At 47.0% G+C, this 21,020-nt stretch carries 20 protein-coding genes; 8 read left to right on the top strand and 12 right to left on the bottom strand.

Annotation, left to right across the window (positions count from 1 at the left end; all coding sequences use genetic code 11):
- Window positions 1-545: 545 nt before the first annotated feature.
- On the bottom strand, window positions 546-1,805 hold the full coding sequence (locus GZ78_RS21005; protein WP_081869905.1) for an FAD-dependent monooxygenase: 1,260 nt from the start codon (window positions 1,803-1,805) through the stop codon (window positions 546-548).
- 209 nt (window positions 1,806-2,014) lie between these two features.
- On the opposite strand from GZ78_RS21005, the gene GZ78_RS21000 reads away from it, so the two are divergent.
- On the top strand, window positions 2,015-3,394 hold the full coding sequence (locus GZ78_RS21000) for a hypothetical protein (RefSeq protein ID WP_236631568.1): 1,380 nt from the start codon (window positions 2,015-2,017) through the stop codon (window positions 3,392-3,394).
- Here GZ78_RS21000 and GZ78_RS20995 read toward each other — a convergent pair.
- Both GZ78_RS20995 and cdd read right to left on the bottom strand, forming a co-directional pair.
- The gene (locus tag GZ78_RS20995; protein WP_034837254.1) at window positions 3,391-3,666 is read right to left on the bottom strand and encodes a hypothetical protein; all 276 of its coding nucleotides are present in this window, start codon (window positions 3,664-3,666) and stop codon (window positions 3,391-3,393) included. The genes GZ78_RS21000 and GZ78_RS20995 overlap by 4 nt on opposite strands.
- A 137-nt stretch (window positions 3,667-3,803) precedes the next feature.
- Window positions 3,804-4,712, bottom strand: coding sequence for a cytidine deaminase (gene cdd / locus GZ78_RS20990; protein ID WP_051786190.1), 909 nt, complete (start codon window positions 4,710-4,712; stop codon window positions 3,804-3,806).
- Between the two features lie 401 nt (window positions 4,713-5,113).
- Here cdd and murI point away from each other — a divergent pair, with 401 nt between their 5' ends.
- Window positions 5,114-5,911, top strand: a complete 798-nt coding sequence (gene murI, locus GZ78_RS20985; RefSeq protein WP_034840406.1) for a glutamate racemase — start codon at window positions 5,114-5,116, stop codon at window positions 5,909-5,911.
- Between the two features lie 45 nt (window positions 5,912-5,956).
- Here murI and GZ78_RS20980 read toward each other — a convergent pair whose 3' ends face one another.
- Window positions 5,957-7,072 (bottom strand): TRAP transporter substrate-binding protein, encoded by a 1,116-nt coding sequence (locus GZ78_RS20980; RefSeq protein WP_034840404.1) that lies wholly within the window; start codon window positions 7,070-7,072, stop codon window positions 5,957-5,959.
- Window positions 7,073-7,585: 513 nt separating this feature from the next.
- On the opposite strand from GZ78_RS20980, the gene GZ78_RS29615 reads away from it, so the two are divergent.
- On the top strand, window positions 7,586-7,738 hold the full coding sequence (locus GZ78_RS29615; protein WP_161787448.1) for a hypothetical protein: 153 nt from the start codon (window positions 7,586-7,588) through the stop codon (window positions 7,736-7,738).
- A 182-nt stretch (window positions 7,739-7,920) separates the two neighbouring features.
- On the opposite strand, the gene uvrD is transcribed toward GZ78_RS29615, so the two are convergent.
- Window positions 7,921-10,086 carry a DNA helicase II gene (gene uvrD / locus GZ78_RS20975; protein WP_034840401.1) on the bottom strand — a complete coding sequence of 722 codons (2,166 nt, stop codon included), beginning with the start codon at window positions 10,084-10,086 and terminating at the stop codon, window positions 7,921-7,923.
- Window positions 10,087-10,324: 238 nt separating this feature from the next.
- Between uvrD and GZ78_RS27765 the strand changes: the two genes are divergently transcribed.
- The 3 genes from GZ78_RS27765 to GZ78_RS20955 all read left to right on the top strand — a co-directional run bounded on the left by GZ78_RS27765 (window position 10,325) and on the right by GZ78_RS20955 (window position 13,176).
- Window positions 10,325-11,722 (top strand): EAL domain-containing protein, encoded by a 1,398-nt coding sequence (locus GZ78_RS27765; RefSeq protein ID WP_051786401.1) that lies wholly within the window; start codon window positions 10,325-10,327, stop codon window positions 11,720-11,722.
- A gap of 185 nt (window positions 11,723-11,907) precedes the next feature.
- The gene (locus GZ78_RS20965) at window positions 11,908-12,759 is read left to right on the top strand and encodes a MurR/RpiR family transcriptional regulator (protein WP_051786400.1); all 852 of its coding nucleotides are present in this window, start codon (window positions 11,908-11,910) and stop codon (window positions 12,757-12,759) included.
- Window positions 12,760-12,996: 237 nt separating this feature from the next.
- The gene (locus GZ78_RS20955; RefSeq protein ID WP_034840396.1) at window positions 12,997-13,176 is read left to right on the top strand and encodes a hypothetical protein; all 180 of its coding nucleotides are present in this window, start codon (window positions 12,997-12,999) and stop codon (window positions 13,174-13,176) included.
- A gap of 581 nt (window positions 13,177-13,757) precedes the next feature.
- Here the strand turns inward: GZ78_RS20955 and GZ78_RS20950 are convergent.
- Window positions 13,758-15,038 carry a hypothetical protein gene (locus GZ78_RS20950; protein ID WP_034840393.1) on the bottom strand — a complete coding sequence of 427 codons (1,281 nt, stop codon included), beginning with the start codon at window positions 15,036-15,038 and terminating at the stop codon, window positions 13,758-13,760.
- 679 nt (window positions 15,039-15,717) lie between these two features.
- Between GZ78_RS20950 and znuA the strand changes: the two genes are divergently transcribed.
- Window positions 15,718-16,647, top strand: coding sequence for a zinc ABC transporter substrate-binding protein ZnuA (gene znuA, locus GZ78_RS20945; RefSeq protein WP_034840617.1), 930 nt, complete (start codon window positions 15,718-15,720; stop codon window positions 16,645-16,647).
- Between the two features lie 111 nt (window positions 16,648-16,758).
- On the opposite strand, the gene GZ78_RS20940 is transcribed toward znuA, so the two are convergent.
- Window positions 16,759-17,025, bottom strand: a complete 267-nt coding sequence (locus GZ78_RS20940; protein WP_034840390.1) for a hypothetical protein — start codon at window positions 17,023-17,025, stop codon at window positions 16,759-16,761.
- Window positions 17,026-17,104: 79 nt separating this feature from the next.
- On the bottom strand, window positions 17,105-17,959 hold the full coding sequence (gene purU, locus GZ78_RS20935; protein WP_236631631.1) for a formyltetrahydrofolate deformylase: 855 nt from the start codon (window positions 17,957-17,959) through the stop codon (window positions 17,105-17,107).
- 173 nt (window positions 17,960-18,132) lie between these two features.
- Between purU and GZ78_RS20930 the strand changes: the two genes are divergently transcribed.
- Complete coding sequence (locus GZ78_RS20930; protein ID WP_051786398.1) at window positions 18,133-18,741, top strand: peptide deformylase; 609 nt, start codon at window positions 18,133-18,135, stop codon at window positions 18,739-18,741.
- 5 nt (window positions 18,742-18,746) lie between these two features.
- On the opposite strand, the gene GZ78_RS20925 is transcribed toward GZ78_RS20930, so the two are convergent.
- The 4 genes from GZ78_RS20925 to GZ78_RS20910 are packed head-to-tail and all read right to left on the bottom strand — an operon-like array spanning window position 18,747 to window position 20,892.
- Entirely contained in the window at window positions 18,747-19,088 is a 342-nt protein-coding gene (locus tag GZ78_RS20925; protein ID WP_051786397.1) for a hypothetical protein, read from the bottom strand.
- Between the two features lie 10 nt (window positions 19,089-19,098).
- Entirely contained in the window at window positions 19,099-19,680 is a 582-nt protein-coding gene (locus GZ78_RS20920) for a hypothetical protein (RefSeq protein ID WP_034840387.1), read from the bottom strand.
- Complete coding sequence (locus tag GZ78_RS20915; protein WP_034840384.1) at window positions 19,670-20,284, bottom strand: NUDIX domain-containing protein; 615 nt, start codon at window positions 20,282-20,284, stop codon at window positions 19,670-19,672. The genes GZ78_RS20920 and GZ78_RS20915 overlap by 11 nt, the downstream gene beginning before the upstream one ends.
- An 8-nt stretch (window positions 20,285-20,292) precedes the next feature.
- Window positions 20,293-20,892, bottom strand: coding sequence for an adenylyltransferase/cytidyltransferase family protein (locus GZ78_RS20910; protein ID WP_051786396.1), 600 nt, complete (start codon window positions 20,890-20,892; stop codon window positions 20,293-20,295).
- Window positions 20,893-21,020: the final 128 nt, after the last annotated feature.

Here is a 21,020-nt window from a genome sequence, read left to right as displayed (position 1 = left end):
ACATTTCTCACAGGCGCGCTATCATCAATTGCGGCACCAACGTTCTGCGAGTTGCTTCTGGGGAGTATGATTTCTGGTGAAGGGTTTCTTACACAAACCCTTCTGGTGGTTCAGTGCTCCATAAAGCGGTCAGATGCAAGGCAGTCTTGTGCAGGCATAGCTTTCCTATGTCAATCAAGACTAACGCTGTCACGACTGCATGGATGCAGGAGCTAGAGCAACGCAAGGAGCAGGTGCCCTGATGGCCGCTTTATGGGGCACCCCCCGGGCGACTGAGAGAGGGCTCATTAGCGCGTTCCAACCGATTGAAAGATATTGATATTCCTTCACGGTTGCGCCTTGTCCTGAGCCCTCACTCAGCCGCTGAACGCGACAAATAAATGGGTTTCGAGTACTTGTGTTGCTTCGAACTAACGCCGAAGTCTCCGCCTATTTTCCATGGCAGACATCATTCAGTCATATCGGAGTCTGTCATAAAAAAGCAGCAGACTGATTAAAGAGGAGAGGAGCCACAGAGACAGAAGCTCTGTGGCCTGTTGAAACGATCAGTGACGCTTCGCCAGCTCGGCTTGTTGGCCTGAAATCCCCATAGCGAACTTCATGACTTCTTTAACAGCAGGCGTCGATTTACCCGCTATCCCTAAAGCCATATTCCTTAGTACTTTGAGCGGAGCACTGTCATTACTGAAAACATGGTAAAAAGCATCCATGGCACTCATCATCAACTGATTGTCTCGGCGACGGGCTTTTTCATATCGCATTAACACGTCCTGGCTACCTGGTGCTTCTCCAGCTTGAAAAGCGTTAATCAATATTTCTGACAACCAGGCAACATCCTGAAAGCCCAGGTTGACTCCCTGACCAGCCAAAGGGTTAATGGTGTGTGCTGAATCACCCGCCAATACGACACCATTGGTGAAATAGTTCATGGCATGACGACGGGCCAGAGGGAAAAAGCCTCTTTCATGCAGCTTCACCAATGGCGGTAACTCTTTCGGGAACGTCGTGGATAATTCTTCCAGAAACTCACTGTCCGAGAGCTTCATCAGTTTCTGAACATTCTCTGGCAGGTTATACCAGACGATGGATGCATAACTTTTGCCGTTGATATCAGGCAGCGGCAAAAAAGCTTCTGGCCCTGTTGCAGTAAAAGCCTGCCAGGTAATGTCCTGCAAGCCCCCCTCAATCTCAACTGTAGCAACCAGACACTGCTGCTCGTACTCACGGGTATTCAAACGTATGTTGGCCTGACTTCTTACCCTGGACTGGGCGCCATCAGCACCAATGAGCAGGTCGGCCGAAAATTTTCTTCCATCGTCCAGCACTACTTCAGGCGTATCACCCTTGAAGTTCATACTGGCAATGGTTGCAGGTGCAAACACGGATACCGACTCAATCTCTTCAAGCCTTTTCAAAAGCCCAAGCTGGGTAACCCGATTTTCTACGATGAATCCTAACTGACTATGTTGGATATCAGCCGCGTTGAACACTGTTTGATTAGGACGTTTATCCAGCTCTCTTCCAGGTGGAAAGTGCAGTTTCTCCCAGACTGCCATGCGCCGATAAGGGCACATTCTCATGGCTTCCATGTATGGCCAGGCCCCCAGGTTCTTCAAAATCTGCTCCGACGCATAACTCAGGGCCGATACCCTCAAATCCGGTAGCTGATCAGGTTCGAAAGCTGACGGCAAAGCTCGATCAAAAACCGCAACACGAATACCTTTGAGACCCATAGCACAAGCAATTGCGGCACCTATCATGCCTGCGCCGACCACTAATACATCGTAGTTTTCTGATTTCACCATAGCCTGACTTCCCATCAGCCCACTCTCTGCGAATAACCGGCCTATATGACCACAGGGCTAAGGAATGCTCAACTCTCCAGATCAAGGGAATGACGAATAGTCTTCTTGCATATCGATCAACCAGTGCTAAATACAGTGTCATCACTAATAAAATTTCTTGAGCGAGTATTCAAATGCAGTATCGGTTTTTTCCGATAGTCCCTCTCCTTGTGTCAATTTACAGCGAAGCAGGACAATTCCAGGACACATCCCTGTATTCAGCGTCTTCTTATAGTCACCCCAAAACAATGGGCTTAAACAATCTACCTGAACAAGTATTCGAAATTTCTATAAGACAATGGCTTGGTGCGGGGTTAAATCTACCTGAGCCTCTCCCTCGTAATGAGACAAAAACTCCTTTTCAATTGAATGTTTCTACCCTTGGCGCTTCCAGGGTTGAGGTTATTGAAGTCTCAAACGGTACTTTCGTCACTTCATTTAAAACCACTGAAAGCGTTTCCGAAACAACATCTACATTAGAGAAGATCTATCTGAATCATCTTGATGTACTTACACTCAACAAAGTCAGACTGGTGTTTGACTCTCAAGACGATTCACTAAAATTTTCTTTCCAGGGGAAGCAGTTCATTCTTTCTGAATTCAGCCATTTAGCGTTTTCAGAACCCTATCAATCATTCCTGATCCCTGCCATCTCATTAATGCCGGAAGTCCTCCAACTGGTGGTGAATCTGATCAAACATCTGAATGAAAACCCTATCGGTATAGTAGAGACAGAAGCGTTCCCAGGCGGAATGCTCGAACCCTTGGAGGTGAATAAATACCTCATACTTCCTGACATAGTTCTGCTTCCAACTTTGCCTGACACAAGCCTCTGCTGGGGCAGCAGCCACTGTATACCTCTGAGTCAATACGCTTGGCTTGTCTATTCAGGACATGGAAAAGCAGCCATTATCAGTGACCCTTATTCCTCTGATGAGCCTATGGACGGTAAAAAAAGAAAAGGGGGCAAGGGTGGTAAAGGAAAAAAGATCGCCTATACATCTGTTCCTCTTGCTAAAACAGGCTTTCAGTTCAGTAATATCGGCAATGGTGGAATTGGGACTGGCTCAGGCAGTGGCGACAATGATCCACCGGAAAGAGAAACGGATTATTCCATAACGCCTCCTGCAGACAAAAACGAGTTTGAAGATGACGACACTCGTTATTACCAGGTACCAACGGATGATGAAGCCGAAGAGCTGGATGCCCAGGCAAGATCTGACCAGGAAAGAACAGGGAACGCTCTTCTGACGCGTGATGCGGTTCAAGGCCGGAGAAATGGCAGGCAATTGCTGGACGTTGTGGGCGGAGAAGCTGAAGGGACAAGACAATCACCACCCAATCCACCAGCACCACCAGAAGCCACTGTTGTTCCTAATCAGGAACCAACTGTAACAGAGACAACCGTCAACACTTTTGATACAAACTCCTGGATACCAGACGATGGCGAAGAAATCGTCGTCAATCCAGATCCGGGAAGCAAGGGTCAGCTCCCGAAAGGGATGTCTTCCAGAGAGCGGGACACATTCATTAACATTGATGACATCTAGATCTCTGAATCTTCCTCATTCTCGTTCTCTTCTTTTTGCCGGGCCCAACGCTCGGCAAGCTTTCGAGCTTTACTCTGCTTCTTCTTGCGCTTTTTTGAGGTTTTTCTGGATCGCAGATTACGGGCTGACTCCGGCCCTCCCTCTTCATGAGGGACAATAGGCTGATACTCATCGTCTCCCTGTTGAGCACCTTTATCCTGATCACCGGAGCTTTTGTTTGGATTCTCTCCATAATCCAGGGAAGTAGAGGTAGAAGATGGATTGATCTTCAATGGCTTGGCTTCCTTGCTGAGCTATATAACCGGTTTACAGCTAAAAACCGGTCATCACCAAGAATGCGGAAAGGCCCTGTTCGTCCATTGATCTCACACAGGGAAAACTCATCAGTCTATAGACCTCCCGCTCTGTATCAGAGCTGGATATAACGCAGTGAGATGCCGTATTTATTAAGGAAAGAAGCGGCCAGCTCTTTTTGGGAAGACTTGCTGGGTTGCTCTACCATAACGGCTTCTTCGATAGCGTCTTCTGTGTTGTGAAGCAAGGCCAGACGCCAGTTTACGGCAGCGGACTCCATTGCTGTAACGCCAGGATTAAAAGCAGCATTGGCGCCGTAGCGACCCGTCACGATACGTCCACTTTTTAATCTGAGAGCAATTCCGGCACGGCTTTGGCAGACAGGAGCATAGCTTTTGGAAGCAGCAAACAGAGCGACTTCTGCCAGCTCGTCACCTTCCAGCTCAGCGGGCAGTTCCAACGGGTAGCTAAGATCACACATCAAAGCACCGTCTTCCATCCCCAAATCAGCAGGTCCAAAACGATCAGGCAGTAATTCACCTATCGTATAGTGCCGAGCCTCTCCCTTTGAATTGTTGTAAACAATGACTTGTAGCTGATCGACTCTGCACAACTCATTCAGAAACTGTCGACAGTGGCCGCATGGAGCTTCATTCACTACCAGGCGTTTCAGACCTTGTTCACCACGATGCCAGGCATTAACTACGGCAAACTGCTCTGCATGTACTGTCGTTTTCAAAGGTTGCCCGGTAAATTCCAGGTTGGCTCCCAGATAGAGAGACCCTGATAATCCTTCTGCTACCACACCGACCCGAAAGTCCGAGATTTCGGCAACACTCAAGGAAGCAGCCACCGGTAATAACTGAATCATGAGCTCTTCCAAAGAGAGGCTCATGGCCGCTTTTAATTCTTCAACCTGAGCAGCGTCGAGCTTACCCAATTGTGCAGGAATATTCTCGAGAACAAGGGCAGCAGAGGCGGGGAATTCGGCGATTTTTTGATTAAAGTCTGAAGTGATTTGCATCGCTTTTACCGCAGCAATGATGTATGGAAAGCAACCATACCTCAATATGAATTTCTGTCCACCCAGAAATTGCGCTTACCTCATTTTCTTCGACCGATACCTCTTAAATGAGTAAGTTAAATGAGTAAGCTGAACGATTGTTTTCTTTTCTCCTCTGCAGACAGCTATTTGCAAAGAGCTGCAAACGCTCTAGGAGGCTGACCAAGAATAGCGTCCGAGCATAAAATTCAGTAGAACGAGTCAGCTTTTTCACTGAATTTGTGCGAATAGTTGACCTATTTAAGCAAATTCAGTGGAAAAGATGGCCGTTCTTTCTGGATTTTAGGCCGGGCTGTCTATTCTCGTTCAGCCTCCTAGTCTATGCTGTCTATGTTCTGTCTACTGGCACTATTATTCATCTCATGCAGCAAAAGCCTATCGTCATATTCGACTCCGGAGTTGGAGGTCTCAGCATTTACCAGGAAATCAGAGAGAAACTACCGTTTCTTTCTGTGATTTACTGCTCTGACAGTGAAGGCTTTCCTTATGGCCCCAAACCAGAGAATGACGTCGTAGACCGAACCCTGCATTGCCTGACAAGACTGGTGGAAAGATTTCAGCCAGCCCTTGCCATTATTGCCTGCAATACTGCCAGCACTATATCACTGCCCAAAGCTCGCCAATTGCTGGATATTCCTATTGTCGGAGTCGTGCCGGCTATCAAAACCGCCAGTCAGAGTTCACAAAAGCGCTGCATAGGCCTTCTGGCAACACCTGGTACTATTGAAAGGGATTATACCCACCAGCTGATTCATGAATTTGCAGGTGATTGTGATGTGATACGGGTAGGCAGTAGTGAGCTTGTCCATCTTGCTGAGCAGCATCTGCGCGGTGAAAAAATAAACCCTGCTGATCTGAAAAAGATTATAAAACCTCTGTTCAATGGCAACCGTTGGCCAGACTGCATTGTTCTGGGTTGCACGCATTTTCCATTGGTACAGGAGCTTCTGAATTCCGTTGTACCAGCACCTGTTACCTGGATTGATTCAGGTGAAGCGATTGCCCGCAGAGTGGCCGCACTGCTGGAGGTGCATCATGCTCATCATGAGGGGCCTGTTGAGCACCGCTTTCTTTATACTGGCTCTGACCAGTCCATGACATCATTACTTCCAGCCCTCAAAGCCATGAACTTTTCAGAAATAACCTGTCTGGATACCTGAAAAATCAGAGGCCTGACCGGGAACTCGCTCGGCCAGGCTGTGGACTCAAAGTTCTCTAGCCTGATAATAAGCCACTTCTGAAATGTTGTGATATTCCACCGACTGCTTGCGAAAAGCATCGTAAGACTCATAGATACGTTTTGCCTGCTCGCTGTCACCACGGGTTTCAGCCACAACTTCTTCAGAAATAGTTTTCAGTTGTTTGAGCACATCATCCGGGAGCTTCTTCAGCTGCACACCATGTTCTTCCACCAGCTGCTTAAGCGCTGCATTATTACGAGCCGTGTATTCATCAATCATATCCTGATTCACTGCACGGGCCGCCGTGGTGACAATGGCTTGCAAGTCAGCAGGCAAAGCATTCCACTTCTCCAGGTTCACAGTGAACTCAAGCATGGTGCCAGGCTCATGCCAGCCAGGATAATAGTAGTATTTAGCCGCTTTATAGAGTCCAAACGCCAGATCGTTGTAGGGGCCTACCCACTCAGTAGCATCAATAGTGCCGGTCTGAAGTGCAGTAAAGATTTCCCCTCCCGGTAAATTAACAGGCACTCCCCCCAAACGCTTGAACACTTCGCCTCCCATCCCGGGAATACGCATCTTCAAGCCTTTCAGATCTTCCAGAGAGTTGATTTCTTTATTGAACCAGCCCGCCATTTGAACCCCGCTATTGCCCCCTGCAAAGGGTTTGAGGTTAAAAGGTTTGTACAAATCATCCCAGAGTTCCTGACCACCACCATAGTGAATCCAGCTGCTAATCTCCTGAGCATTCAGCCCAAAAGGAACCGTGGCAAAAAACTGAGCCGCAGGTTCTTTTCCTTTCCAGTAATAAGCACCACTGTGACCCATGTCGGCTGTGCCATTAGAAACTGCGTCAAACACCTCCAACGGAGGAACCAGTTCACCACCACCATAGACTTTAACTGTCAGACGGCCGTCGCTCATTTCGTCGACCAGCTTTGAAAAACGCTCAGGTCCCATGCCCAGACCAGGAAAGTTCTTAGGCCAGGAGGTTACCATTTTCCATTCGTAAGTTGATTTAGCAGGCTCGGCTGGCACTGCAGAAGTTGATGTAGCAGAAGATTCTGGCTCACCACAGCCAGCAAGAAGAGATGCTGTTGCAGCCAATCCGATGGATGCAAGAAAGTTACGGCGTTTCATGAACCCTACCTGTTCTTTGTTGTTGTTTTTATTATGTGAGTGAAGCTTTCAAAACAAGATCAGTCGATACCTGACGCAACCCTGTCGTAGAACGATAGTAGGGAGTTATTGAAGCCGGTACAACCTGCTATTACTCAAACCTTCATTCTTTCAAAAGATGGCTGCAGTAATTATTGGGAGATTTGGTTTGCTAAAAAATAGCCACCGTATAACGTTTGAAAGCCAAAGCAATGCAGTAAAGAAATTATTTTCTTCTACTTTAAAGCGGCAAATTAATCATCGAATGACTCGACTGTTTTAATTTCTGAACACTTTTGTATTTAAAAAGTAGCTTTTTAGATAAGTAGTATCGAGCTTTATACCGGCCCAAACAGTCCCCTGAAGAATGCAGAACAGGTAAAACCAAGAAACAAAGGAGGCAAGCTAAAAGCCAGAACTAAAGCGCCCATAGGAACGCAAGCTAATGAGAAAAGAAGGTAACTGCTGCAGGCTGCCCCAAAGCCACCAATGCCCATGGACAGAAGATTACCAAAACTAAAACTGGCAGCTTGGGGTTCGGCTTTTTTTCGACCTCTATTCCTGGGTGGAACCGGTGGCGGAACAGGAGGTTGGGCTGCCCCAAGAGATGATCGTCTCGGAGGCGGTGGTGGGGCTGATCCGGAATAGGATGGAGATCCGGTAGACGATGAGACTCCATACATAACTTTCACCTCCCTGTACTAATCCTTTAGAAACTGAATAAACACTCAGTGCAAAGGATTAGACAGGGTGGCTTTACTAAAGTTCCAAGCATTTTTTCAGAATTCTGAGGAAATGCTCTGCTTCATAAACCCAGCAAGGCGATCTGCTTATAACGGACTCAGGTTGGCATAGGCCATCATGAGCCATTTGGTGCCTTCTGTGTCAAAGTTGACCTGAACTCTGGCCTGACCACCTTCTCCCTCGTAGTTCAACACAATGCCTTCACCAAAAACATCATGATGGACACGCTGACCCAATGTAAGACCATGATCAGACGATGCCGGAGCCTGTCGAACAGAAACCGGACGGGTAATAGACCCACCCAGACGCACTTCCTGCAGAAGCTCTCCCGGAATTTCCCGAATAAAACGGGAAGGGCGGTTCATGGTGTCATTGCCGTAGAGTCGGCGATTTTCAGCATAAGTGAGGTAGAGCTTTTCCATGGCCCGGGTAATACCGACATAACAGAGACGTCTTTCTTCCTCCAGGTTACCCTCTTCCAATGACATCTTGTGAGGGAATAACCCTTCTTCCAGCCCCACAAGAAAAACTAAAGGAAATTCCAAGCCTTTGGCGGAGTGCAGGGTCATCATCTGCACACTGTCAGTGAACTGATCGGCCTGACTTTCTCCTGCTTCCAGAGCGGCATGCGCCAGAAACGCATCCAGGGGAGACACTGCCTCAGTCTCTTCATCCAGATCCATGTCTTCAATGTCGAACTCACTGCAGGCTGTGACCAGCTCTTCCAAGTTTTCCACTCGGGCCCGGCCTTTCTCCCCTTTCTCTTTCTGATGATGATCTATAAGACCAGAGACGGATATGACATGATCAGCCAGCTCGCCCAGATCCAGGTCATCACCCAAAGCACTCAGGCTTTCTATCAACTCAACAAATTCCCCCAGAGAACGACCTGCTTTCCCGCCGATTGCACTGGCAGCAACCACGCTCTTGATGGCTGCCCATAAACTGACACCTTGTGTTCTGGCAGTTTCCCGGAGTTTTTCAACGGTTTTTTCACCAATTCCCCGGGTAGGAATATTGATAACCCTTTCCAGAGAGGTGTCGTCATTAGGTGAGCTGACCAGCCTGAAGTAGGCCAGGGCATTTTTGATTTCTGCTCGTTCGAAGAAACGCTGCCCCCCATAAATCCGGTAGGGAATAGAAGCTCTGAGCATGGCTTCTTCAAGGATGCGGGATTGGGCATTGGAACGATAAAGCACAGCCATATCACTGCGAGCCATACCCTGTTCTGAGGCTTCACGAATTCTATCTGAAATAAACCGCGCCTCGTCCATCTCATTAAAGCCGGCATACAGCTGAATAGGTTCGCCTTCATTACCATCGGTCCAGAGCTCTTTACCTAATCTGTCCGGATTGTTGGCAATAACAGCATTCGCAGCCCGCAGAATATTGCTGGTTGAGCGGTAGTTTTGCTCGAGACGGATGGTTTCAGCTTTTGGAAAATCTTTTGAAAACTGTCGTATGTTTTCGATGCGGGCTCCACGCCATCCATAGATGGATTGGTCGTCATCGCCAACAATCATCATCTTGTCCTGATCGCCGGTCAGAATCCGCAACCAGGCATACTGGATGGCGTTAGTATCCTGAAATTCATCGACCAGAATGTAACGAAAGCGCTCCTGATAATGCTTGAGGATGTCCGGCCTTTTCAGCCAGAGTTCGTGTGAACGTAACAGCAACTCACCGAAATCAACAACGCCTACCTGATTACAGTAGTCGTGATAAGCCCGGTAAACATCCAGCATCGTTCTCTCAAAGGGATCATAGCCAGGATCTATGTAATCAGGTCTAAGTCCTTCGTCTTTCTTACCATTGATATACCACTGAGCCTGTCGGGGTGGCCACTTCTGCTCATCCAGACTCATTGCTCTCATCAGCCGTTTGATAACCCGAAGCTGATCATCACTGTCGAGAATCTGAAAATTCTCAGGCAATCCGGCATCTTGATAATGCGCTCTTAACAAGCGATGGGCCAAACCGTGGAAAGTCCCCACCCACATGCCTCGGGGCGGAATTCCCAGTAGTTCTTCTATACGGCTTCGCATCTCTGCAGCTGCTTTGTTGGTAAACGTCACTGCCAAAATGGAATAGGGTGACATGCCATCCACCTGAATTAACCAGGCGATACGGTGTACCAGTACCCGGGTTTTACCACTGCCAGCGCCCGCCAGAACCAACAGTGAACCAGGAGGACTGGTGACCGCCTGGCGCTGGGCATCGTTCAGGGAGTCAATGATAGGGGTTACGTCCATAGACAGAATTCTTTCCAGCTAAATGATAACTATGCCGCCCGGCTGCTCAATCAGGAGCTGACACATTGTGCAATCTTTGCCATGAACAATATTTTGCTTCGCTCATGACTGTTTTTCAGTGTCAGACAGTGTAACGAATCCTGTTGGTAAGGAGTATTTAAACTGTGACTCAGTCACTTGATAGTCTTCACAACAACACCCAGAATAGGCATCGTTTGAACCCAGTAAAGAAGTGCTGATGGGTATTCACAGTCAAGAGCAGAAGAAACATATTCGCTTTCCGGCCCGGGAAGTGCCTGCCTATACACTGAAAACGACGGATACCGAGCCATGGGTATCTTCTGCCTCCAGAAGCTCTGTAAAAGGCTACAAACAGGTAGTAGCAGCTTCCCTGATTTGTCTGATAGGGATGTTTTATGCTTTCCCGGCCAGCCTTATTCCTTTGCACTTACTGGAGTGGGCAACCTGCTTTGCACTGTTCAGCTTGCTGACAACCCCTCCTTCCTGGCTGAGTTTCAAGTGGATCAGAACGGCTGACAACATGATTCTCAAGGCATTGGGACTCGGCCTCTTTACCGGTCTGGCACCTGTTTGGACACTGTCTCTACTGACCACTCAACAACTCTTTATCATTCCACTTATTCTTGTGTCCCTTTCTGCCTTTGCCAGCCATGCTTTTTCTGGCAAAGCGATCAATGCTATTGCTTACAGTCTGGGGCTGATAATACCATTTTCAGGCTTCTTCCTACTCAACCAGGAAATGTTGGATCCTCTCTGGTTTATTGGCTGGTTTTTGGCTTTGGGTCTTATTTTCAGCGCTTCCTTACTCAGATCTGAAAACACGGACGGTATAAGCAAAATAGATTCAACCCACCTCAAAAAGGATTTGGCAGTCGCCATACGAAATCATAGCCTTGAGGTTCATTACCAACCAAGGTACCAGTTCAAACATCAGAAAATTATCAAAGTAGAAGCTCTGGTTCGCTGGCATCATCAGGAACAGGGCTATATCGAGCCAGAACAGATCATCTCTCTAGCTGAAGAACTTGGCCTGATACATGAGCTGGGTCATCTGGTTCTCACTGCAGCCTGCCAACAGCTGCAGCAATGGCAGAAGCAGGGAATAGATTTACAGGTATCAGTAAACCTTTCTGTTTCTCAGCTAATGAATGAAGACTTGCACGACGCAGTAACCGCCACTCTGAAACAGACCGGTATAAAAACTACACACCTGGAGTTCGAACTGACAGAGTCTCAACCCATTACTTCGATGAATCGTGCAGTGGAAAAGCTGAATACGTTCAAACAGTTAGGCATAAAGATCAGTCTGGACGACTTTGGTTCAGGCTATGCCACCCACTACTCTCTGAGCGAACTACCCCTGGATACTCTGAAGATAGATCGCAGTCTGATATTAAATCTGGCGACCGATAAGAAATGTCAGGCTATTACCGAGTCATCCATTACTATGGCTCACAAGCTGGGTATGAGCATGGTTGCAGAAGGCGTAGAAGATGCACAGACACTGGCGCTTTTACGCTCTTATCACTGTGATGAAGTGCAAGGCAATTTCATTTGCCCAGCCCTTTCGAGCACCGAGCTCACCCCGATACTTCTCAAAGGTATCTCAATTTAACCTGTACAGGTCGCCGCTCCATGTAGTAAAACTACAAAAAGAGGGTTTCGAAAAGCCCCGGGAGCAGGACGTTATTTCAGATTTCAAAGTCTCCCACAGACCCTGTCTACCAGACTGGCTGTTCAAAAAGCAGACTCTGTAGCCTGATCTTTTTACGATAAAAAAGAAAATAAGATATTCAAAAGATGCTTTCCAATGACCCTATAAAAGCTTTGAAACAAGGGTATGGTGCTTTACGTCGCTCAGAAAAAAAAGTAGCTGATCTGGTACTGACAGACCCATCCCGCTGTGTGAACTTCAGTATTGCCGAATTAGCCCGCCAGGCTTCGGTCAGCGAACCCACTGTTGTGAGATTTTGTCGTGCAATCGGTTGTAATGGCTATCAAGAGTTCAAGCTGAGGCTGGCACAGAGTCTGGGCAGCGGTTCTCGCTTTGCCGAGCTCAAACTCGACCGCAAGGACTCTACTGGTGATATTGCCCATAAGGTATTTAATGGTACGGTCAGGGAGCTACTGAACGTCAGAGACCTTCTGAATACAGAGCAGTTACAGCAAGCGATAGAAATTTTGGCATCAGCCAAACGAATCGAGTTTTATGGCTTTGGTGCGTCTGGTGCTGTCGCTGAAGATGCCAGGCACAAATTTATCCGCATTCAACCCTCAACAACGGCCTGTGCAGACCCTCATATTCAGTTGATTTCTGCATCGACCATGACCGAGAGCGATGTGGTGGTTGCCATTTCACAATCGGGACGCTCAAAAGAACTATTGCAAAGCGTTAAGCTGGCAAGAAAGCATGGTGCAACAGTCATTGGCATTTGTCCTGAAAATACTCCTTTAGCCAAATTATGTACCTTACCAATGGCCGTTGCTGCAGAGGAAAATACAGAGCTCTTCACTCCTCTGACTTCCAGAATTGCTCATCTCGTTGTCATAGATGTTCTGACTACCGGTGTGGCCATGCTTAAAGAACCCGAACTCAGTCGTCAGCTGAAGAAAATAAAACATGGCCTCAGTAATAGTCGAGTCAATACTTGACTGCTCCCCGTCCTACCGGGCGAGAGTTTACGACGATTTTGCTAATAAATCGAGAAGAATAGCCAGGCCGTACGCTTTTGCACAAAATTAGGGCAAACCCTCGCTAAAAACAGCTTTTGTAAGATATATCCCACAGGCTTTGACGTTATTATCTCTTGCCTCAACCGGACATTTTTCATAAGGTCGTAATTGTCAGGAAGCATCATAAATAACAATAAAAAATAAAGGGGTGCTGGCATGTCCAACAAAGACAAACAACTCAAAAAAGATTTTCTTCAAGCAGAAGTAATTCATCGAGACGATTTGCCTAACAAAGGTTCAAAGCGCGCACTGAAGATCAGAAGAGCCCTGGAAGACAGAGAAGAAACCAAAAAACTCAGCTCTTTCTTTGGCGATAGCTATTGGGGTGATGTCTAAAGTCTATTTTCCAGCCCCTTATCAAGGGGCTGAAATTTTCCTACCCATTATAAAGATTACTTTCCGTTGCTTTTCCCAATCCAACCCTGATATCTCCTAACTTCCTGTTATCCGTATATTCAGGCGGATCCAAGTCCATAGAGCTGGTGATCGAGACGGGTTGTTTAATATGAAAACAATGGCCATCCTCAGTTGTCAGCTTATAGGAAGCTGACCAGTGGTGATCAACTCTGCCAACATCTCAATGGTCAAATCTCTATACCCATTGGATTTAAAGATGCTACTAGGAGGCTGACCGAGAATAGACAGCCCGGCCTAAAATCCAGAAAGAACGGCCATCTTTTCCACTGAATTTGCTTAAATAGGTCAACTATTCGCACAAATTCAGTGAAAAAGCTGACTCGTTCTACTGAATTTTATGCTCGGACGCTATTCTCGGTCAGCCTCCTAGGCGACAAGTGAGCGAAGCCCTGTGAGCCTACAACAAGTAGTAGGTGATCAGGGTGAGCGAACGCTGGCAACAACGTAGCATCTTGAAAGGCGATGGGTATATAGGTACAGAGACAAAACAGCCTGACGGTTTACCCTTGTGGATTTCGTGGCATTATTTTTTGATTATTCTCTTTGCCGTCAAGACTGATGATTTGCTCAGTGAACCGGGCAAGGTCTGTCTTACTGATGTGTAAATCATAAATCCTTCCATAGTTGTTGACTGTCAGTCTCACTCTTTCTTCATCAAGGATTTTGCAGGCAAGAACAGCGGTAAAATGGAGGCTTCCGGATTTCGTCAGATTTTCGGGTTCAGTCGTATAGTGGTTGCTATTCTCATTTCCAGGCAGGCTATGGATAACAACCCCACTATCACCAAAGAGAATAATCGGGCTTTTATCACAGGATTCTTTAATGCTGTTGGCTAACTTATGACGGTTTTTAATGCGCCCGGGCTCCCCTCCTGTAAAAAACACCTGCTTCGCTCCTTTCCAGCCCAGTCTATGAAGCCATTTTTTCAGCTGTACGGGATAGACCCCCTTGAATTTGCCAAAACCTGCCTGAGTGGAAATAAAGCTGCCCAGCAGAATCCGTTCAAATGGGTTAAGTGCACCCAGGTACTCTGGCACAGCCCTCATAATTGTGGGAACTTTGAGAGAAAAACCATCAGCCTTTGCCATGCCCCTGGTCGCCAGATCCAGAGTAAAACGTGTGAAAAGTTCAGGCTTTTGGTGGCAAAACAGGGACATTGTGGCTGTTGGCCCACATAAGTTAGTTCCAGAAAAGCCTGGATCACTTGCGATCGGTAAACGAACCTGTGCAGTTAACAAGCCAGGGTCACACAACCGCAGGGCAAGGTTAAAAGCCAGCACCGAGGGTTCTGCCGAATCCACACAAAGTCCAGGCGAGTCACGGTTAAACTGCTTGATCATCTCAAGCGCCTTAAGTTTTTGTTTACGTTGATTAAGATCCGGCAATGTTTTAAATACGTTCTCAAGCTGAATCAGAAATGCTTCTGTTTGTTTCTGGTCCGGGCGAAAGCGCAGCAATCGGGAACGGTTGTCAGCAAAAACCCTGTCTAACCAAAGTTCGGGATCCGTTGTATCCAACTCTTGCAGAAACATCCTGAAGGAGAGCCCAGGCAGCTCACAGTTGAAATGAGGGCGGAGCAGCTTGACTTCCTTGGTCTTGCCTGGATCGTTAAAGCTGAAGGTTTTTTCTACCGGACTCTGCCTGCTGCTCTTGGCGATATAACCAAACTTGAGCCATACAACTCTAATCAGGCGATGCTTCCATAGACGGATTTTGCCCTTAAGCCAGGAAGGGCTAAGTAGAACTTTTGCCAGCTGCAAGGCACTCTGCGCTATTTTCATTTTTCAGCTTTCCATAGCAGGATCAAGGGGCTGCACCTTAATGAAACAGGCCAGGCCAGCCCAGGATAAAAAGGCAGTTTCCGAACCAGTACCACTCATAAAAAATATAGCTTATGGCTCTGCACTTCACCTTAAACACTACCCTTCCGGCAGCATTACTCTGGCTATGCTATCGCAGAAATACAGACTCAGGCTTTGACTAATGCGCCAGGAGTTACTGCTCTCCTGGTTAATTTCCCTTCTGTTGATCATGATCAGTCCTGTCAAGGCTTGCCAGTTTTAGACTCAGGGATTCCAGCCTGGCCATTTTATCTTTCAGCCCTGATAGAAATGTCTGGGAGTCTGAGCTATCTATCAAACGATAAATGCTTTTTGACAAGTTTTGGGAGAAATGGAGTCCAGAAAAGAAGTCAGTTATACCACATCGTCAATAATCGCTCTTTGTGCCTGTTCTGTGAGAGCACCCCATTGTGCTGGATCGAATCCACTGCATCCCGTTCTGATTTGAGAGAAAACCTGAGCAGCTGAACCCCCAATCTTTGAACGGCTCTATCCTCTGCTTGATGCATTCTGGCAACAAGTCAGGCTAACAAATCAATTTGTTACAAAAACTCAGGCATTCACTATCAGGATAGTTATAATATAACGTTCCCTTCACATATTGATGCAGTTGCCCTCTATGACCCTCTCGAAAAAACCAAAGATAATAATCTGGCTGGTTGGCCTGTTACTCTCTATAACTCAGCCAGCCTGGAGCAAAGAACCTCCTAAAGTATTAGCCTCCATAAAACCTTTGCAGCTGATTGCTACATCTATCACGGAAGGAGTCACTGTAGTAGACGTACTGCTGCCACCGGGGGCTTCTCCTCACAGTCACAGCATGAAACCCTCTGATGCCAGAAAGCTTTATGAAGCCGATATGATTTTCTGGGTAGGTCCTGATATGGAAACATTCCTGGATAAAACCCTGTCAGGGTCCAAAAAAGCCACCTCTGTACCTTTAATGCAAGAAAGTAGGCTGAAGCTTTTGAAGAGCAGTGAAGGAAAGGAAGAAGTTCATGATCATGCTGGTGATAGCGACCATCATCACGGCGAGTATGATGCTCACATCTGGCTAAGTCCTGAAAATGCCATTGCTATGGCAAAGACCATGTCAGAAAAACTGAGCAAGCTGGATCCAGACCATAAAAAGCAATACCAAGAAAATTACAAAGCGTTCAAGAAAGCAGTTCAGGCAGCAGACAAACGTAATATCACCAAGCTAACCAACTACCATTCTCAGCCGATGTTTGTTTTTCATGATGCTTATGGATACCTGCAAAAGCATTACAAACTGAATGTTGTGGACTATTTCACCATCAACCCGGAACAACAGCCTGGTGCAAAGCATCTGACCCGATTACAAGACAAACTGAAGAAAGCAGGTAATAGCTGTGTTTTCCGTGAGCCTCAATTCCAGCCTGCCTACATTGACCGAATCATCGGTGGCACTGATGCCAGCGTCGCTGTACTTGATCCTCTGGCTACTGATATTACTGTCAGCCCTGATGGCTATATCCAGTTCATGAATAATTTGACAGATACCATCATCAGCTGCCTGAAGAAGTAACGACTGTTCAATACCTATCAGCTTGAAAGGGTGGAAATGCTCAGTCGATACTGGCGATTTATTGGTTTCGCATTATCAGTGTTGCTGAGCATGGCCGAGAATAGACGAGCCCTATAGCCGAAGTCCCATGAAACTTCCGCCAAGAAATGCAGCTACAGCCAGGAAAGGCAGAAAGGAGGCCAATAAGGTGACCCACATTTTCAACTTTGAATGTTCCAGCCGCTTGTTCCAGCGCTCTTCTGAAAATGCCCGATCATCATCCAGCTCTGTGGACAAACCACAGCTGGAGCAAGTCACTTGCCACATTTCCATGTCTCCCACCATCATGCTTGCCAAATCGGCTTGACCCAGACAACAGGGACACTTTTCCAGTTTCATAACGCCTCCTTGCGTTTTATTCACACCTCAATGACAGCTTTTTCCACACCTTTTAACAGGTTATCCACAGGTTGAGTCATTATTCAAGGATAATGGTCTTACCTTCGTCAACAATCACCCGATCTTCAAGATGGTAGCGCAGGCCGCGGGCAAGAACCGTTTTTTCAACATCCTTTCCAAGCCTCACCATCTCATCAGGCAAATGATTATGACCCACCCTGATCACATCCTGCTCAATGATCGGCCCTGCATCCAGCTCTTCCGTTACATAGTGACAGGTCGCCCCCACCAGCTTTACTCCCCGGGTGTAAGCCTGGTGATAAGGTCTGGCTCCCACAAAAGAGGGTAGAAAGCTGTGGTGGATATTAATCAGCCGGTTTTGAAACGTTTGACACAAAGCAGGGGGAATAATCTGCATATAACGAGCCAGAACAACAGTATCAACACAGTGCTCCTCCAGCAGATCTGTCATTTGCTGATAAGCGGCTTCCTTATCATTCTTATCCACAGGAACATGGTAATAAGGAATATCATGCCATTCGACATAGCTTCTCAAATCATCATGGTTAGAGATAACACAGGGGATATCCATATTCAGATCACCACTTCTCCAGCGATACAGAAGATCTGAAAGACAGTGCGCTTGTTTGCTGGCCAGCAGGGCCACTTTATGAGGAGCCCCCGAATCAGTCATTGTCCAATCCAGTGACAAGTCTTCCGCCAGCGCTTGAAAGTGTTCCCTGAAAGTATCCAGCTCAAAAGGCAAACTGTCCGCTTTTATCTCATTACGCATGTAAAAGCGGCCACTAATGGGATCCGAATGATGGTTTGCTTCCAGAATCCAGCCACCATGACTGGCAATAAAGTGACTGACAGAGGCTACAATGCCACTGGCATCCGGGCATGAAATCAAAAGACGATAGGTTCTTATCATAGTTTTCTTACGCTATGGCACTCTCTTAAGCTATGGCAAATAGTGCCTTACTTCCTGAATCTTTGCATTATAAACACTGTCAGGCTGGGGCACACAGCTCTTCAGACTATCTTGCAACAACTGTTATAGGCTATAACCCATGAAGGCCATTTTTATCCGGGGATCTATTTGCTATGAGATTGAATAAAAACCCTGACGTATTGTTGATGGGACACCCTTTGTTGTTTCAGGAACAACCTCAGGTCGTTGTTGGAGAAATAGCTTCAGATGACTTTCAACACAACCTTGAGGTCCTCAAGCAAAAGCAGGTAAGCACTCAGGGTGTAGGCCTTGCTGCCCCTCAAATAGGCTGGTCTGCCCGAGTTCTCAGTGTCGGCATCTCTGAAATCAACCGGTCCAGATATCCACAGGCTCCCGATATTCCTTTTGAATTCTGGATCAACCCACAAATTACCCACTTCAGCAAAACGACCTGCTGGACCTGGGAGGCCTGTCTTTCCGTACCAGGCATGAGAGCCTGGATAGAACGTCCAAACAGTATTACTGTTGCTGGGTATAATGAGTTTGGAGAGCGGCAGGAAAGGAGTCTGACAGGCTTTACAGCCCGTGTGATGCAGCATGAGCTGGATCATCTTAACGGGAAGCTATTCCCTATGAGAGTAGAAGATAAAAGCCTGATTATTCCTAATCAGTCCATTGAGCACCAGGAACAATGGGCAGAAAACTGGCCGACTGCGAATGCACATAAAACACCTCGTGGCCAGATGTCTACTGATCGGTAACAGGACTAAAAAATCTCATCACCACCATCAATAAGATGCGTGGTATCGTCTTGTCCACGCAACTCTTCACGGTAACGGCGACGGTTCAACAATTTGTTCTGAACCGGATCCGGAAGCTCTGTAAACTGAATGATCTGCTTATCAATGAGCAGGTCAATCACATCTTCCAGCACTCGAATAAAGTCCGCATCCGCTGCCTGCATGACTTTACCACCAATGGCCGGATTGCGATGCAGGAAAGCGTGTACCGCTTCATCTTCCAGATTAACAAACACCCATTCCTCAGAGAGCTGTTTGTCTGAAACTGCCTGAATGTTGCCTTTCTCATCCTTGAGTGCGTATAGCATCCTGCTGCTCCTATATCCGCCGGTTTATAGGTAAAGACTGTAGCAGATCAGACATGAGACCCCGACTGATATCAAACAGATCATCGCCCTGAAGACCTTCACTTGAACCGTTAACGCTCCAGATCACTTCACCATTACGAATATCAATGACCGCCATACCCATGGAGACCTGAGGTCTGCCACTGTCATCGTAATACCACTCAAAAATTTCCCCGGCAACCGCAAAGCTGATGTCATTCTGCATGGCCCACTGCTTACCGTTCTTATAGCGATGAGCACCTTCAAGTGATTTTGAAGCAGTAGTCACTTCTGACTCAGGATACAAACGGACGTTTTCAATGCCGCGTGAAGGCAACTGAACCATCAGAATTCTTTCTACCTGAGTAGTCACACTGGTAGCTTCACTATAATTGACGAAAGGTAAAACAGCCCAGTTGGCAGTTCCAGGAAGTCCTTCCCTGTAAAGTCCTGAAGAAGCTGCGGTGCCACCCAGACCTCCAGCGTCATTGAAACCTGTGTACTGGCACCCAGTCAGAACCAGCAACAGAGTCAGAACAAGCGTTAAGAGTCCAGACCCGGTTTTATTGAGCATAATCTTTAAGTTCTCCATGGTTCAGCTTTAACCATTGCAGGGCAATGATAGCCGGGGCATTGGAAATACGACCATCTTCAACCATCTGCCAGGCTTCTTCTGCTGCCAACACATGCACTCTGATATCTTCACCTTCTTCTGCTAACCCGTAAACCCCACCAGCCGAAGAAGCATCAACAATGCCGCAGTAGAGCATCAGGCGTTCATTGGTTGCCCCCGGACTGACATAGAAATTCGAGACCGGCAAAAGATGCTTCACTTCACAATCGGCTTCCTCTTTCACTTCTCTGATAGCAACTGACTCCAGGGACTCACCGGGCTCAGAAATGCCTGCAACAATTTCCAATAACCAGGGGTCGTCGTCACTCACCAAGGGGCCAACACGAAACTGTTCCACCAACACGACTTTATTCAGAGCAGGGTCAAAAAGCAGCACCCCTACAGACGGGACTCGAAGAACCACTTCCCGATCTAACGTCTTACTCCACCCCCCCTGAAAAAGGGCATGTCTGACTTTATATCGGCATAGTTTGAGGAATCCAGACCAGGCTCGCTCTTCACTTTCAATCCGAACGTCTTCGGCTCCCAAGCCGGATAATTTCATAACACACCTTATTGATATAATTGATGCTGAAGAATGTATTCATAAACCGAAGGTAACAGCAGTGCCGCCACACCTTCATTGTTGTTATCGTCAGAATTTCCTGAAACTAACAGCTCTCTTGCCTGAGAGCTTCGAATATTCTGTCGTTCAGTAGCCGTAAATATCTGCCACCGATTTTCAATATCTTGGGACCGGTAGAAACGTCTCCATGTCTCAGGATCTGCATTATCAGGCCCTCTGATAAAACCCAGCGCATATCCGGGATATTGCTGCTCTAATAATTCCAGAAGATCAAAGGTATACACTGGCTGTTCAGGATTATGCGACAGCATTTTTTTTTCGATTTCTGAGACTTCAAGCTGGCAATGGGGGAGTTGTACCGACTTCACCAGTTGCTGGCACATCGCCACTCTATGATAAAACGGTAACATCTGTTTGGAAAAAGCATGAGCTGCACTGGGCACCAGCAGTATCAGGTCAAACTCTTCCTGAGCCTGCTCCAGTACATCCAGATGCCCCAGTGTTGGCGGGTTAAAAGCAGAACCTAATATACCTATTTTCTTGGCAGTCATAATGTTGTCAGTGTCAGTGGGCAGCTGGATTTTCATTCAGATACCGGAATCAATCACTCCAGAGTACCAGAAGAGTGAAGAGTGGGGAAAAGCACAGAGCGTCTGAATGACAGAACAGAGGCAAGAGGTTAGTTTGAGTACTTATATTTAACCTGTTAATTACT

It is taken from the genome of Endozoicomonas numazuensis (genome assembly GCF_000722635.1).
Taxonomy (GTDB): domain Bacteria; phylum Pseudomonadota; class Gammaproteobacteria; order Pseudomonadales; family Endozoicomonadaceae; genus Endozoicomonas_A; species Endozoicomonas_A numazuensis.
The sequence above is the reverse complement of the archived record's forward strand: the minus strand, read 5'-3'. Positions and strand labels throughout refer to the sequence as shown.